The sequence below is a fragment of the Thermococcus waiotapuensis genome (genome assembly GCF_055384795.1).
In genome coordinates this window covers 203,079-215,223 of record NZ_AP042429.1, presented here as the reverse complement: position 1 = coordinate 215,223, position 12,145 = coordinate 203,079, and the positions used below count along the sequence as shown (strand labels likewise).

Sequence of the window (12,145 nt, the reverse complement as noted above, 5' to 3'; positions counted from 1 at the left end):
ATGCTCGTCGGGATAGGTTTGATGCCCCACGGCAACCCGGTTTTGGAACCGCCTGATGAGGAGACGAGAAAGCTGGCCAGGGTTTTGAACGACATCGGGGAGGCCTTTGGAGATGTCGACTCCTACGTGCTCGTCAGCCCCCACAACGTCAGGATGAGCGACCACCTCGGAGTAGTGATGGCGGAGAACCTAATCTCGTGGCTCGGCTTCGAGGGAAAAGAACTTCCGGGCGAGTGGAAAACCGACATTGAGCTGGCCGAGAAAATCTACAGGGCTGAAAAAGAGGCTGGAATTCCGATAGTTGACCTGAACTTCGCCAGCAGGAGCGGCCAATACTCGAGGTGGCCCCTCAGCTGGGGGGAGCTCATCCCGCTCCAGTTCCTTAGGAAAAAGCCCTTAGTCCTGATGACGCCGTCGAGGGGGATCGACAGGAAAACCCTCGTGAAGGCCGGAGAAATCCTAGGTAGAGTCCTCGAGGAAAGCGAAAAGAGGGTTGCCCTGATAATCAGCGCCGACCACGGGCATGCCCACGCCAAAAACGGCCCCTATGGTTACAGAGAGGAGAGCGAGGAGTACGACGAGCTTATCATGGAGCTCATCAACGAGGACCGCCTTGGGGAGCTTCTGGAAATTCCGGAAGAGCTGATAAACAACGCTCTGCCGGACAGCTACTGGGGGATGCTGATAATGCTGGGAGCGATGAGAGTGGGTAAGTTCGAGCTAAAAGGCTCTGCATACGCCTGTCCGACTTACTTTGGCATGGCCGGGGCGCTGTGGGTGAGAAAGTCTTAAATGTCAAAATTTCCAAATGCATCTGGTGATTGAATGTCAGCCATCAAGCATGTGCAGACCGAGTTAGATGAAGAACTCTATAACATGCTAAGGTTGATATCACTGAGGGAGGGTAAGAGCCTCAAGGAAGTCCTGCGGGAGGCAGTGGAGGCCTATGTCAAGATGAACGAGGAGAAAATCCGGGAAGAGGTTGAAAACGACCCTATATGGGAGGCCTTCGGCGTTGTGGAGCTCAAGGGCAGGAAAACCAGCCACGACGATGACTGGGGCGTGGTCGAATGGCGAAGCCGCTGAAGCCAGAGCTGATATACCTTGACACGAGTGCAATGATAGCCTTACTGGCGAGAGATGACCCCGAACACGAGAGGGCGGTGAGCTTTTTCAGGGAAGCCGTTTCAAGGGGTTCGCGCTTCGTCCTAGGGAGACCTACGTTAATGGAGTTCCTCAACGGAGTAAGCAAGCACGTTGGAAAGGACGTTGCCCTTGAGCAGTACAGGCTCTACACGTCGAGCAAGTTCATCTTCATCGAAAGGGAAACAGAGGGCGACTGGGAAAGAGCATGGGAGTTATTCTTCAAATACACCGACAAGAAAGGCCTGGACATGATAGACGCACTGGCCCTTGCCATGATGGAGCGCTTGAAAATAAGAAAGGCCTTCACCTTTGACAGCGACTTCACGGTTCTCTTCGAGACCGTTCCCTAATAAGCTTACCTCCGGCAGTCCCTTACTCCTCCTGAAGCGGACTTTCCGGATTTTTATCTCCCCAGTCGTCCGCGTGTGCTCTTCCTTGCAGGCGTTGACGTTCCAGCCCTCGATGACAACGACTCTGAGGGTCTTTACCTCCGGAGGAATCGAGAAGAGGTCATGCATATCCTCGCCGAAGGCTCCTCGGCCTATTGGCAACTGTGACACGTGCGGGGTCAGCATAGGCAAAGGTCTTATTAACGGTCGCGCCCAAAACGACCGGAGGAATGGAAATGGAAAAGATTGAGGAAATAGCAAGGGAACTGGGCGCCGAGATCCTTAAGATAGGACGGCCGGTGAAGACCGTTGAGCAGGCCACGGGGGAGACCGGGGCCTCGCCGAAGCAGGTGATAAAGTCTCTCGTGATAATAAGCGAGAGGGGGCCGTTGCTCGTCATAGTGGACGGGGAATCAAAGGTGGACATGGAAAAGCTGGAGAGGCTCTTCGGGAAGTGCCGCTTCGCGAAGCCAGAGGAGGTAAAGGAGCTCACAGGATACGAGGTTGGCGGAGTCCCTCCTGTTGGCGTTCCGCTCAGGACAATAGTTGACCCAAGGGTTCTCGAAAACGAGTACGTCATAGGTGGGGGCGGTTCGATAGACAGGCTGCTCCGGATAGAGCCCCGGAAAATCCTCGAGTACCAGAACGCGGAGGTTATGGAAGTCAGGAAATAGCGGTGCCCCGTTACTCACGCGCCGAGTAAATCGGAACTTTGATTATTCACCCTCTCGCTTGAATGTTTTTCAGTTCACCCGTTTTTGAACCGAATAAGCCCCAACAGAGTCTTGCATTGTTAAACAAAAACCGTTATAAATGCTAAAAACGATGCACCAATGCCTGACTACAATGGGGTGAACGAAAATGGCCGAGAAGAAAAAGAGGAGGGTTGTTATCCTGGGGGCCGCCGGCAGGGACTTCCACAACTTCAACGTGTTCTTCAGGAACAACCCGGACTACGAGGTGGTAGCCTTCACAGCCACCCAGATCCCGGACATCGAGGGAAGGGTTTATCCGCCCGAGCTCGCGGGGGAGCTTTACCCGAACGGAATCCCGATCCTGAGCGAGGACGACCTTGAGAAGATAATCAAGGAGCACAATGTAGATATCGTCGTCTTCGCCTACTCCGACGTCTCCCACGAGCACGTCATGCACCTGGCAAGCAGGGCCCACTCGGCTGGAGCCGACTTCTGGCTCCTCGGGCCGAAGAGCACGATGCTAAAGAGCACCAAGCCGGTTGTGGCCGTCACAGCCGTCAGAACAGGTTGCGGAAAGAGCCAGACCTCGAGGAAGGTCGCCCAGCTCCTCCAGGAGATGGGTTACAGGGTCGTCGCCATAAGGCACCCGATGCCCTATGGAGACCTCAGAAAGCAGGTCGTCCAGAGGTTTGCAAGCTTCGAAGACCTCGACAGGCACGAGTGCACGATCGAGGAGAGGGAAGAGTACGAGCCCTACATCGAGAGGGGAATGGTGGTTTATGCCGGCGTTGACTACGAGAAGATTCTCCGCGAGGCCGAGAAGGAGGCCGACATAATCCTCTGGGACGGCGGGAACAACGACTTCCCGTTCTACGAGCCGGACCTCTGGATAGTCGTTACCGACCCGCACAGGCCCGGGCACGAGCTCAAGTACCACCCGGGTGAGACCAACTTCAGGAGCGCTGACGTTATCATAATCAACAAGATAGACACAGCCAACCGCGACGACATCCAGAGGGTAAGAGAAAGCATTGAACAGATCAACCCGAACGCCATCGTCATAGATGGAGCCTCACCGCTCTACGTCGATAAGCCAGAGCTCATCAAGGGCAAGCGCGTCCTCGTTGTTGAGGATGGCCCAACCCTCACCCACGGCGGCATGAAGTACGGTGCCGGATACATCGCCGCCAAGAAGTTCGGAGCGAAGGAGATAATCGACCCGAGGCCCTACGCGGTCGGCTCAATCGTCGAGACCTACAGGAAATACAACCACCTCGACGTTATCCTGCCTGCAATGGGCTACGGGGCCAAGCAGATCAAGGAGCTCGAGGAGACCATCAACAGGGCGGATGCAGACGTCGTTATCATGGGCACCCCCGTTGACCTCAGGCGCTTCATGAAACTCAACAAGCCGGCCGTTCGCGTCAAGTACGAGCTCGAGGAGATCGGCCAGCCCAAGCTCAGGGATGTGCTCAAGGAGTGGGTCGAGAGGTGTGAGAAGCTCAGGAAGTGAGCTTCCCTTCTTTTCTCCCTTTCGAAATCTTTTTATTGGGAAGAGGCTAACTTCCCCTGCCCGGGGTGCCGCCGAGGGCGGAGCCTATGAACTCTGGCGGGCTATTAACCTCTCTGAGGGGTAGGAATGAAAGATTACATAACCTACGCAGTCCTGTCTGCTTTCTTTGCTTCGCTTATCCCGATATTCGGAAGGCTGGGCCTTAAGAACGTCGATTCTACTTTAGCAACCGCGGTGAGGGCCGTTATAATGGCGGTTTTCCTGGTGGGTGTCGCGCTCATTAGAGGCTCGATAAACGTGGGCGAAATCGACGGCAGGGCACTCCTTCTGATAATCCTCTCCGGGCTTGCCGGGGCGCTCTCGTGGCTGTTCTACTTCATGGCCATAAAGAACGGAAGGGTTCCCGCGGTTATCGCCATAGACAAGACCAGCGTCGCCCTCTCGATATTCCTCTCGTGGCTCGTCCTCGGGGACAAGATGGACATGAAAACGGCACTCGGGGCGCTCCTGATAGTCATCGGAGCTATCTTAGTGTCTCTGTGAGCCGGTTCGAATTTCTCCACCTGGGGCTCAAACGGTGATTGAAGAAGTAAGCTTCGGAATGCCAGAGTTGGCCACCTCAAGTACCTTATCCCCCTTCTGCTCCTTTCTACGATGGAGGACAACGACGGAAAGCTTCAGCTTTACCCACTCTTCATTAGCTATTATCTCCGCGTGAAGGCCCTTAATGTTCCTAAGCACATGCCTGTCAACGCCAAACTTCTTTGAGGCTCCCAGCAGCTCAAATCCAACCACACCGAGCTTATCCTCACCCGGCAACACGCCGAAATCCAGGATGAGGTCGTCTCCAACCATGATTGACTTATACTCCCTGCCCGGGACGCTGACGAACAGCGAATCAACGGCGAGGTCATAATCAATGGGCCTGAGCCTCTTTTCAACCTCGACCATCGTCCACCACCTTAATCCTTTTGCTCGAAGGCTGAGGCTGACTCCTCACTCTCCAATCACCTGCACTACAACCCTTCTGTGCCTCGGCCTGACGTCCAGCTCGACGAAGAATACCTGCTGCCAGGTTCCCCTCACCAGGCGGCCGTCAACGACCGGGAAGCATTCGCTTGCCCCTAAGATGGTGGCACGAAGATGGCTGTGGGCGTTGTCATATATCCCCCCGTGGAGGTAGCCTTTTCCCGCAGGAACAAGCTCCTTCAGAGCCATCTTAAAGTCCTCCAGGAGGCCGGGCTCGTGCTCTATCGTCACCACCGCGCCCGTTGCCCCGGGCACAAATACAAGAACCTGCCCGTTTTCTATTCTGCTCTCCTCAACGGCCCTCTCGACCTCTCCCGTTATGTTAACGAGGTCAATCTCACCCCTCGTTGAGAAGCGAAGCTCCTTCGTGAAGACCCTCATTACCCCCACCCCCAAGAACCTGCAGGAGGCGTTCAACCTTATCAACTACTTCAAAGGGGTCCCTGCCGAAGATATAGACCACGGGCTCAACACCGTGGCCGCCTTCGTCGATAACAACATCGTACATCTCACTCGAGAAGGGGCTGGCTATCTTTTTCATGGCTTCCCTTTCCTCAAGTCCGGCAGTGCTCACCCTGGCGAGCTTAAATCCAAAAAGCTTTAGGGCCCTCTCAACGTCGTCACCATAGCGGATGTTGAGGACGCTCCTGACCTCGGGCCTTAATTTCCCGACCCGGACAAGGATACCCGCCGTAAACCGGCTTGCCCCGAATTCTGGAGGCAGGGCGTAGGGTTTCCCCTTCGCAAGGGTTATCCTGCCGGGAACTGCCGCAACATCCTCCGGGCCAGAGGGCGACTGCACCGAGTAAGCGAAGTTGCTCCTAACCTCGGGGATTAGCCCGCCAAAATCCTGGAGGGAGATTAAACGTCTCAAAGCGAGCGAAAGCTTCTCCAGCACTTCCCCCTTTCCGGAGGTAGAATATATCGTGTGGCAGGCCTCCTCGCTGATCCCGGCGTACTCGGCGTAAAACCTGCAGAGAAAGCCGCTCTGGAAGAGCTCAACCAATCGCCTGGAAACGAGAACTGTAGCCCCTTCCCTGGTGCCCCCGTAGAGGATGAACCTCCCGGCTTCCTCGGCTATCTCGTCTATCCTGCTGGCAAGCTCATCCGGCAGTTTCTTATACCTGCCAGAGAGGTATTTACTCACCATCGTCTGGGTAACCCCGAGGTAGTCAGCGATTTCAGCCTGCCTGAGGTTCCCCCTGTAAAGAACCTCGGCAATCTTCGCCCGCAGGTAGGGCATTATTACCTCAGCGAGATAAACCGCTGGAGTCCTCATAACCACCACCGGTGGGGTTGCTACCGGGCCGCGGCCTAAATGGATTGCGGTCGCTCTTAACCATAAAAATGTCAAAAAACGTTTAAAAACCCACCGCTTTTACACTGGAAGGGCTCTTATGGACTGGAAAGGGCGCGACGTGATAAGCATACGGGACTTCTCCAAGGAGGACATCGAGTTTGTTTTGGGGGTCGCCGAAAGGCTTGAAGAGGAGCTAAAGGAGAAGGGTCCCCTGGACTACGCGCGCGGCAAAATCCTGGCGACGCTCTTCTTCGAGCCGTCGACGAGGACGAGGCTTAGCTTCGAGAGCGCCATGCACAGGCTCGGGGGCTCGGTTATCGGGTTCTCCTCCACGTTGGGCACGAGCGTCATGAAGGGGGAGAGCCTGGCGGACACCATAAAGACCGTTGAGCAGTACAGCGACGTTATAGTGATAAGACATCCCATGGAGGGTGCCGCGAGGTTAGCGGCCGAACTCGCGGAGATTCCCGTCATAAACGCCGGCGACGGGAGCAACCAGCACCCGACCCAAACCCTGCTCGACTTATACACTATAAAGCGCACCTTTGGGAGGATTGACGGCCTAAAAATCGGCCTGCTCGGGGATCTTAAGTACGGAAGGACAGTCCACAGCTTGGCGGAAGCTTTAGCCTTCTACGACGTCGAGCTCTACCTCATCTCACCCGAACTCCTCAGGATGCCAAAACACATCGTTGAGGAGCTCCGCGAGAAAGGTGTTAAGGTTCACGAGACGGCAGACCTTGAAGGAACAATCCCTGAGCTGGACGTCCTCTACGTGACGAGAATCCAGAAGGAGCGCTTCCCGGACGAGGAAGAGTATCTGAAGGTCAAGGGAAGCTACCAGGTGAACTGCGAGCTATTGAAAAACGCCAAAGAGGGCATGAAGGTAATGCACCCGCTCCCGAGGGTTGATGAGATTCACCCGGAGGTGGATAAGAGCGAACACGCCCTCTACTTCAGGCAGGTTTTCTCTGGCATTCCTGTGAGGATGGCCCTTCTCGGACTGACGCTGGGGGTGCTCTGAATGTCCGAGCTCAAGGTTGAGATAATACCAGATGGAACCATCATAGACCACATCCCCGTTGGAAAGTGGCTGAAGGTCGTGGAGATCCTGGGCTTAACCAGGCCAAACGGTGGGACCCTCCTCATCGCCTCGAACGTCCCGAGCAAGAAGCTCGGAAGGAAGGACATCGTTAAGGTTGAGGGACGCTACCTGAGCGAGGAGGAGGTCAACAAGATAGCACTCGTGGCACCGTCCGCCACCGTCAACATCGTAAAGGACTACAAGATCGTCGAGAAGTTCAAAGTGGCGATCCCTGATGAGATAGTTGGAATCCTGAAGTGCCCCAACCCGAACTGCGTCAGCAACCACGAGTACACAAAGCCGAGGTTCAGGGTCGAGAGCAGGGAGCCACTGAAGCTCCGCTGCCACTACTGCGAGAGGACGATCGAGTGGGATGAGATACTCGGCAACCTCTGAGGAAGGCTTTTAACTTATTCTTCCACCCTTTTCTGCTATGCTCGCAGTGGAGGAAATTCAAGAACTCATCAGGCAGATTAGGGAGGAGCACGGCTTTCCGGACAGCCCCTTCAGGATAGACGAGGTTCGCTACGATGAAGGGGGCGACAAGCTCTTCATAATAACCCACGACAGGACTGATAAGAGCGCCCTCATCGGCAACGGCCTGGTCATTGGAAAGCTCAGGGAGAGGCTCGGGGTAAATCAGGTAACGGTCTACTCGAACCTCGACCTCGAGGTAAAGAAAAAGAAGCTGGAGGAGGCCGAGAAGCTCATAAAGGGCACGGAGCTGGAGTTTTTACTCCCAATAATCGAGGCGGAAAAGCGCTTTCCACCGAGAAAATGGCCGGAGGTTAAGGGGGACGTTAAAACGCTCGTCTTCCTCAGTTTCAACGCTAAAGCCTTAATAGGCTTTGCAGAAAGGTTGAACCTGCCCTATAAAGCCGTTGGATTAAAGTACACCTTCCCCGAGCTCCAATACGGGCCCATAGAGGGAGAACCGGGGGAACTCCTCTTCCCCAGCGAAGGGAAGCTCGTGGAACTCGCAAAGGAAAGGGGGGCAGAGTTAGTTCTCGCGGACTTTCCCTTCGGTCTGAGGTGGAGGGACGGGATAGCGCTCCTCAACCCCTTCCGCTTCCTGCACATCGGCTTCTTTGAGCTCAAATACCTCTTCGGCTTTAAGCTCCCCACGGTTATAGACTACGACGCTTTAGTCCGCTTTATAGCCGAGCTAACTTACGAGGGCCTCATGGAGTCAACGGACGGGGCGGAGATAATATGGCACTACTGGAGGCGTAGAAAATGATAGTCGGAGTAGTTGGGAAAATCGCCGCAGGAAAAACAACCGTTGCAGAGTTCTTTGAGGAAAAAGGCTTCTGCAGGGTCTCCTGCAGCGACCCGCTGATAGACCTGCTGACCCGCAACGTCTCTGACTACTCGTGGATCCCAGAGCTACCTGAGAAGGCCGAGCCGACGCGGGAAAAGCTCATAGAGTTCGGGAAGTACCTCAAGGACAGGTACGGAGGGGACGTGCTCATCAGGCTCGCCGTTGATAAAAAGAGGCACTGCAGGAACATCGTCATAGATGGAGTCCGCTCAAAGGAGGAGATAGAGGCCATAAAGAGGCTGGGGGGAAAGGTAATCTACGTCGAAGCCAGGCCGGAAATAAGGTTCGAGAGGCTAATGGGGAGAAAGGCGAGCAAGGACAGGACTATCAGGAGCTTCGAGGACTTCAAAGCAATGGACGAAGCCGAGGAGAGGCTCTACCGCACGAGCGAGCTGAAGGGCCTCGCGGATTACGTCATTGTAAACGAGGGCACCCTGGAGGAGCTGATGAGAGAGGTCGAGGGAATAATAAAAGACATCGCGGGGAAGGTTTAAAGGGAGCTCGGCGAAAGGAAAGGCGGAAAGCCCAAGCCTGGAGAGCACTCCGGTTAAAAATCTTAGGAGTTGAGCAAAATGAACCTCCTCGTCATTGCCCCCTGCCTCCTCAGCCCCTTCTATGTCTACCGCGGGCCGAAGGAGAAGGAGTACGAAACGGCGAGAAGGCTGAGGGAGCTGATAGGGAAGCTTGACGGTGAATGGCAGGTTTTGGCGTATCCGTGCCCGGAATACGAGTTAATCGGCTGGCCGAGGGCACCTGCGAGCAGGGAAGTCTACGAGAAGCTGGGCATGCGGGAGAGGGCGAAGGTAATAGCGGACTTCGTTGGGAGGGTCCTCACCGAAGAAAAGCCAGAAAGGGTAGTCTTCGTCGGCGTTAAAGGCTCGCCAACCTGCGGCGTCTTCCACGCCAGCTCAAGCGACCCGGAGAGCTATCCATACCGGGCCATGCAGGAGTTCTTCTACCTGGGCAAGGAGGAAAGGTTAAAGCGCTCGAAGGAGCTCGTGGAGAGGCAGGGTTTTAAGCTCAGGCCTTTGCCCGGGATACTCTTCGAGGTTCTAATGGCGAGGTTCCCGGAGGCGGTTTACGTGGAATTCGATAAAGAGGATATCGAAGGGAGCCTTAAGGGGCTCGCAAACGTCATTACATTATGACTCAAAGCAGGTGCGATAGTTGCAGAAAGCTTATAGGAAGTTTCCCGCATAACAACAAGGGGAACAAAATGAATGAGATACTCCTTCGCACTGGCCAGGCCCTGAGCCTCGGTGCAAAGCTCTTCACCGCGGCTTATCTGTGGCACTCCTATCAGAGGTCACGCAGAAAGTCAGCCCAGATTTTCTCAGTTGCGTTCCTCGCGGCATCCCTCCAGGTTCTCGGCGATTTCATTGGAATCGAAACACTCAACGCCACTATGGTGGCCCTCTTCGCTTCACTCCTCTTCTACGGGAGCCTCAAACTCCTCGATGAGGAGGGGCTTTCATTTACGATCAGCCGCGGCTATTACGTTTCCCTGACTCCACTAATCCTCACCCTCTACATGCTCACCGCGGAGCGCTCGACTTCCCCCAACTGGCTCGCCACGGTTGGCGTCGCATACGCGGTTTCTGGCCTCTTCATCCTCCTCTCGGGTTTTCTGCTCCTTGGCCTGAGAAACCTCTACGGCAACTCTCTGAAGTACCTCGGGATCCTGCTGATTGTGTACGGGGCACACGAGATGGACTATCCCCTGCTCCGGCCGGTTGACTGGTTTGCACCCTTTGGGTTCTCGCTGAGCGCCATTCTGACCCTTCTTATAGCTTACTCCTTTGTGAGGCTCGCTGGAGGGGAAGAGTTCCTGAAGCTCCCCCAGGAACGTTCAAAGCCACTCAAAGAAATCAAGCCCGGACTTGCTCTGCTGTCTCCGGAGGAGTACAAAAAGCTCTTACCCGCGATCAAAGACCTCCCCATCTTGGCATTCACAAGGAACCCCCGGGAGGCCCCCGAGAACTGGACCGTTTACACCATAAGCCAGATAGAGCGCGAACGCACGGTATCCCCCACAAACCTCCCCAGGATCACGGAAATCGTGAACAGGTATTTAAAAGCCGGAAACGGTGGTGTGGCCCTCATTGACGGCATTGAGTATATCCACATTTACAACGGATTTGAAGCAACTGCCAAGTGGCTGAGCACCCTCGGGGACATCGCCTATGTTAACAACGGAAGTGTGATCGTGGTGACCGAGAAGGAGACCTGGGATGAGAGGGAGTGGAACCTTCTCATGAGATTGGTAACCTGACCCTCCGCCCCAGAAGGGGATTTAGAAAAAACTAAATTTGGATGTCCCCAATGGCCTTCTTCACGAGCTTTTCCGCCCTCTCCATAAGCTCTCTGGCTTTCTCCTCCGTGTGTGCCTCGAGGGTTACCCTCATTATCGGCTCAGTCCCGCTCGGTCTGAAGAGAATCCACCACTCGTCGTTCTCTATTCTGATTCCATCGATGTCTATGAGGCGCTTATAGTCGAAGGTCTTGAGGGCCTCTCTCCCTATGATTTCCATCGCTTTAGCCTTCTTTTCGTTGGGGCAGGGGATTTTTGCCCTCAAAGTCACGTAGCGCGGAACATCCCTGGCGAGCTCGCTTAGCGGGCCGAGTTTATCGATCATCTCCATGACGAGCACCCCCGCAAAGATTCCGTCAGGGGTTAGGTTCCACTGGGGGATTATCCACGTCCCGCTCGGCTCGCCCCCAAAAATCCCTCCGTGCCTGGCAAGTTCATCCGCAACCGCAACGTCGCCGACGCGGGCCCTGATGACCTCACTGCCCAAGGGTTTAACATAATCATCCAGAGCAAAGCCGGCGTCAACCGTTGTGATGACTTTTCCCTTCCCGAACTTCCTCAGCATGTAGCCGGCCATAAGCGAAAGCATAACTTCATACTCAACGAAGTTGCCCTCGTCGTCAACAACTCCAATCCTGTCTGCGTCCCCATCGTGGGCTATACCAACGTCAGCCCCCATAGCTTTCACGGTCTTCGCCAGGGCTGAGAGGCTCTCTGCGTTCGGCTCAAGCTCGCGAACGAAGAATCCACTCGGGTGGGAGTTGAGCGAGATGACTTTATTTCCAAGCTCGCGCTGGAGGTAGGGGCTCAGAACTGAACCGGCCCCGTTGCCCGTGTCGAGGACAACGGTGTAGGAGTTCTTAAGCCTGACCATCTCGAGGGCCCTTTTGATGTACTCCCCCTTTGGATCCGTCTTTCTAACGCTTCCGATTTCGTTCCAGGCCGCTTTTTTGAAGTTTTCCGAATCAACTATCGCCTCAAGCTGGGCTTCCATCTCGGGAGTGTAAGCCATCCCGTTCGGCTGCCAGACCTTTATGCCGTTGTATTCGGGTGGATTGTGGGAGGCAGTTATCGTTACACCCGCGTCTGCACCGTATAACCTTATCGCGAAGCCCGTCAAAGGCGTTGGGGCCAAACCGATGTCTATAACGTCAACTCCCGTGCTGAGAAGTCCGCTTATCAGGGCGTTCTTCAGCATCTCACCGCTCGTCCTCGTGTCCTTTCCAACGACGACCGTTCCTCCATCGAGATAAGTTCCAAGGGCCTTTCCGACCCTCAGGGCCAGCTCGGGAGTGAGTCTTTCGTTTACGACCTCCCTGATGCCGCTGGTTCCGAAGTACTTCCCCATGATGACCAC

At 55.1% G+C, this 12,145-nt stretch carries 16 protein-coding genes and 1 pseudogene; 12 read left to right on the top strand and 5 right to left on the bottom strand.

Going from position 1 to position 12,145, the window contains the following annotated elements:
• From ACZ47M_RS01145 to ACZ47M_RS01135, 3 genes are read left to right on the top strand one after another with little or no spacing between them, the layout of a single operon-like run.
• The gene (locus tag ACZ47M_RS01145) at positions 1-792 is read left to right on the top strand and encodes a DODA-type extradiol aromatic ring-opening family dioxygenase (protein ID WP_315340802.1); all 792 of its coding nucleotides are present in this window, start codon (positions 1-3) and stop codon (positions 790-792) included.
• A 33-nt stretch (positions 793-825) separates the two neighbouring features.
• On the top strand, positions 826-1,086 hold the full coding sequence (locus ACZ47M_RS01140; protein WP_315339374.1) for a hypothetical protein: 261 nt from the start codon (positions 826-828) through the stop codon (positions 1,084-1,086).
• Complete coding sequence (locus ACZ47M_RS01135) at positions 1,071-1,496, top strand: type II toxin-antitoxin system VapC family toxin (RefSeq protein WP_315339372.1); 426 nt, start codon at positions 1,071-1,073, stop codon at positions 1,494-1,496. The genes ACZ47M_RS01140 and ACZ47M_RS01135 overlap by 16 nt, the downstream gene beginning before the upstream one ends.
• A gap of 3 nt (positions 1,497-1,499) precedes the next feature.
• On the opposite strand, the pseudogene ACZ47M_RS01130 reads toward ACZ47M_RS01135, so the two are convergent.
• Positions 1,500-1,676 (bottom strand): annotated as a pseudogene (locus ACZ47M_RS01130) (alanyl-tRNA editing protein); the annotation flags it as partial.
• 89 nt (positions 1,677-1,765) lie between these two features.
• Between ACZ47M_RS01130 and ACZ47M_RS01125 the strand changes: the two are divergent.
• The 3 genes from ACZ47M_RS01125 to ACZ47M_RS01115 all read left to right on the top strand — a co-directional run bounded on the left by ACZ47M_RS01125 (position 1,766) and on the right by ACZ47M_RS01115 (position 4,286).
• Positions 1,766-2,209 (top strand): aminoacyl-tRNA deacylase, encoded by a 444-nt coding sequence (locus ACZ47M_RS01125; protein WP_315339371.1) that lies wholly within the window; start codon positions 1,766-1,768, stop codon positions 2,207-2,209.
• A gap of 187 nt (positions 2,210-2,396) precedes the next feature.
• Positions 2,397-3,743 (top strand): cyclic 2,3-diphosphoglycerate synthase, encoded by a 1,347-nt coding sequence (locus tag ACZ47M_RS01120; RefSeq protein ID WP_315339369.1) that lies wholly within the window; start codon positions 2,397-2,399, stop codon positions 3,741-3,743.
• A 126-nt stretch (positions 3,744-3,869) separates the two neighbouring features.
• Complete coding sequence (locus ACZ47M_RS01115; protein ID WP_315339367.1) at positions 3,870-4,286, top strand: EamA family transporter; 417 nt, start codon at positions 3,870-3,872, stop codon at positions 4,284-4,286.
• A 27-nt stretch (positions 4,287-4,313) separates the two neighbouring features.
• Here the strand turns inward: ACZ47M_RS01115 and ACZ47M_RS01110 are convergent, their stop codons facing one another.
• Genes ACZ47M_RS01110 through ACZ47M_RS01100 form a run of 3 tightly spaced genes read right to left on the bottom strand, consistent with a single transcriptional unit; the run spans position 4,314 to position 6,051 of the window.
• The gene (locus tag ACZ47M_RS01110) at positions 4,314-4,694 is read right to left on the bottom strand and encodes a DUF2283 domain-containing protein (protein WP_315339364.1); all 381 of its coding nucleotides are present in this window, start codon (positions 4,692-4,694) and stop codon (positions 4,314-4,316) included.
• 45 nt (positions 4,695-4,739) lie between these two features.
• A complete protein-coding gene (locus ACZ47M_RS01105) occupies positions 4,740-5,153 on the bottom strand; it encodes a secondary thiamine-phosphate synthase enzyme YjbQ (protein ID WP_315339362.1) in 414 nt (137 codons plus the stop codon).
• Positions 5,110-6,051, bottom strand: coding sequence for a thiamine-phosphate synthase family protein (locus tag ACZ47M_RS01100; RefSeq protein WP_315340799.1), 942 nt, complete (start codon positions 6,049-6,051; stop codon positions 5,110-5,112). Before ACZ47M_RS01100 ends, ACZ47M_RS01105 begins: the two co-directional genes overlap by 44 nt.
• Positions 6,052-6,169: 118 nt before the next feature.
• Here ACZ47M_RS01100 and pyrB point away from each other — a divergent pair, with 118 nt between their 5' ends.
• The 6 genes from pyrB (at position 6,170) to ACZ47M_RS01070 (ending at position 10,749) form a co-directional block, all read left to right on the top strand.
• The gene (gene pyrB, locus ACZ47M_RS01095) at positions 6,170-7,096 is read left to right on the top strand and encodes an aspartate carbamoyltransferase (RefSeq protein WP_315339360.1); all 927 of its coding nucleotides are present in this window, start codon (positions 6,170-6,172) and stop codon (positions 7,094-7,096) included.
• On the top strand, positions 7,097-7,552 hold the full coding sequence (gene pyrI / locus ACZ47M_RS01090; protein ID WP_315339358.1) for an aspartate carbamoyltransferase regulatory subunit: 456 nt from the start codon (positions 7,097-7,099) through the stop codon (positions 7,550-7,552).
• Between the two features lie 37 nt (positions 7,553-7,589).
• A complete protein-coding gene (locus ACZ47M_RS01085) occupies positions 7,590-8,396 on the top strand; it encodes a hypothetical protein (protein ID WP_315339356.1) in 807 nt (268 codons plus the stop codon).
• A complete protein-coding gene (locus ACZ47M_RS01080) occupies positions 8,393-8,971 on the top strand; it encodes an AAA family ATPase (RefSeq protein ID WP_315339355.1) in 579 nt (192 codons plus the stop codon). The genes ACZ47M_RS01085 and ACZ47M_RS01080 overlap by 4 nt, the downstream gene beginning before the upstream one ends.
• Before the next feature lie 78 nt (positions 8,972-9,049).
• Entirely contained in the window at positions 9,050-9,625 is a 576-nt protein-coding gene (locus tag ACZ47M_RS01075; protein WP_315339353.1) for a hypothetical protein, read from the top strand.
• Positions 9,626-9,693: 68 nt separating this feature from the next.
• Positions 9,694-10,749 (top strand): DUF835 domain-containing protein, encoded by a 1,056-nt coding sequence (locus ACZ47M_RS01070; RefSeq protein ID WP_315339351.1) that lies wholly within the window; start codon positions 9,694-9,696, stop codon positions 10,747-10,749.
• 31 nt (positions 10,750-10,780) lie between these two features.
• Here the strand turns inward: ACZ47M_RS01070 and glmM are convergent, their stop codons facing one another.
• On the bottom strand, positions 10,781-12,136 hold the full coding sequence (gene glmM / locus ACZ47M_RS01065) for a phosphoglucosamine mutase (protein ID WP_315339350.1): 1,356 nt from the start codon (positions 12,134-12,136) through the stop codon (positions 10,781-10,783).
• Between the last annotated feature and the right edge of the window lie 9 nt (positions 12,137-12,145).

What these genes read in the sequence shown, in the direction of transcription:
- ACZ47M_RS01145 (WP_315340802.1), top strand. Translation starts at nt 1, where the DNA reads ATGCTCGTCGGGATAGGTTTGATGCCCCACGGCAACCCGGTTTTGGAA.
- ACZ47M_RS01140 (WP_315339374.1), top strand. Translation starts at nt 826, where the DNA reads ATGTCAGCCATCAAGCATGTGCAGACCGAGTTAGATGAAGAACTCTAT.
- ACZ47M_RS01135 (WP_315339372.1), top strand. Translation starts at nt 1,071, where the DNA reads ATGGCGAAGCCGCTGAAGCCAGAGCTGATATACCTTGACACGAGTGCA.
- ACZ47M_RS01125 (WP_315339371.1), top strand. Translation starts at nt 1,766, where the DNA reads ATGGAAATGGAAAAGATTGAGGAAATAGCAAGGGAACTGGGCGCCGAG.
- ACZ47M_RS01120 (WP_315339369.1), top strand. Translation starts at nt 2,397, where the DNA reads ATGGCCGAGAAGAAAAAGAGGAGGGTTGTTATCCTGGGGGCCGCCGGC.
- ACZ47M_RS01115 (WP_315339367.1), top strand. Translation starts at nt 3,870, where the DNA reads ATGAAAGATTACATAACCTACGCAGTCCTGTCTGCTTTCTTTGCTTCG.
- ACZ47M_RS01110 (WP_315339364.1), bottom strand. Translation starts at nt 4,694, where the DNA reads ATGGTCGAGGTTGAAAAGAGGCTCAGGCCCATTGATTATGACCTCGCC.
- ACZ47M_RS01105 (WP_315339362.1), bottom strand. Translation starts at nt 5,153, where the DNA reads ATGAGGGTCTTCACGAAGGAGCTTCGCTTCTCAACGAGGGGTGAGATT.
- ACZ47M_RS01100 (WP_315340799.1), bottom strand. Translation starts at nt 6,051, where the DNA reads ATGAGGACTCCAGCGGTTTATCTCGCTGAGGTAATAATGCCCTACCTG.
- pyrB (WP_315339360.1), top strand. Translation starts at nt 6,170, where the DNA reads ATGGACTGGAAAGGGCGCGACGTGATAAGCATACGGGACTTCTCCAAG.
- pyrI (WP_315339358.1), top strand. Translation starts at nt 7,097, where the DNA reads ATGTCCGAGCTCAAGGTTGAGATAATACCAGATGGAACCATCATAGAC.
- ACZ47M_RS01085 (WP_315339356.1), top strand. Translation starts at nt 7,590, where the DNA reads ATGCTCGCAGTGGAGGAAATTCAAGAACTCATCAGGCAGATTAGGGAG.
- ACZ47M_RS01080 (WP_315339355.1), top strand. Translation starts at nt 8,393, where the DNA reads ATGATAGTCGGAGTAGTTGGGAAAATCGCCGCAGGAAAAACAACCGTT.
- ACZ47M_RS01075 (WP_315339353.1), top strand. Translation starts at nt 9,050, where the DNA reads ATGAACCTCCTCGTCATTGCCCCCTGCCTCCTCAGCCCCTTCTATGTC.
- ACZ47M_RS01070 (WP_315339351.1), top strand. Translation starts at nt 9,694, where the DNA reads ATGAATGAGATACTCCTTCGCACTGGCCAGGCCCTGAGCCTCGGTGCA.
- glmM (WP_315339350.1), bottom strand. Translation starts at nt 12,136, where the DNA reads ATGGGGAAGTACTTCGGAACCAGCGGCATCAGGGAGGTCGTAAACGAA.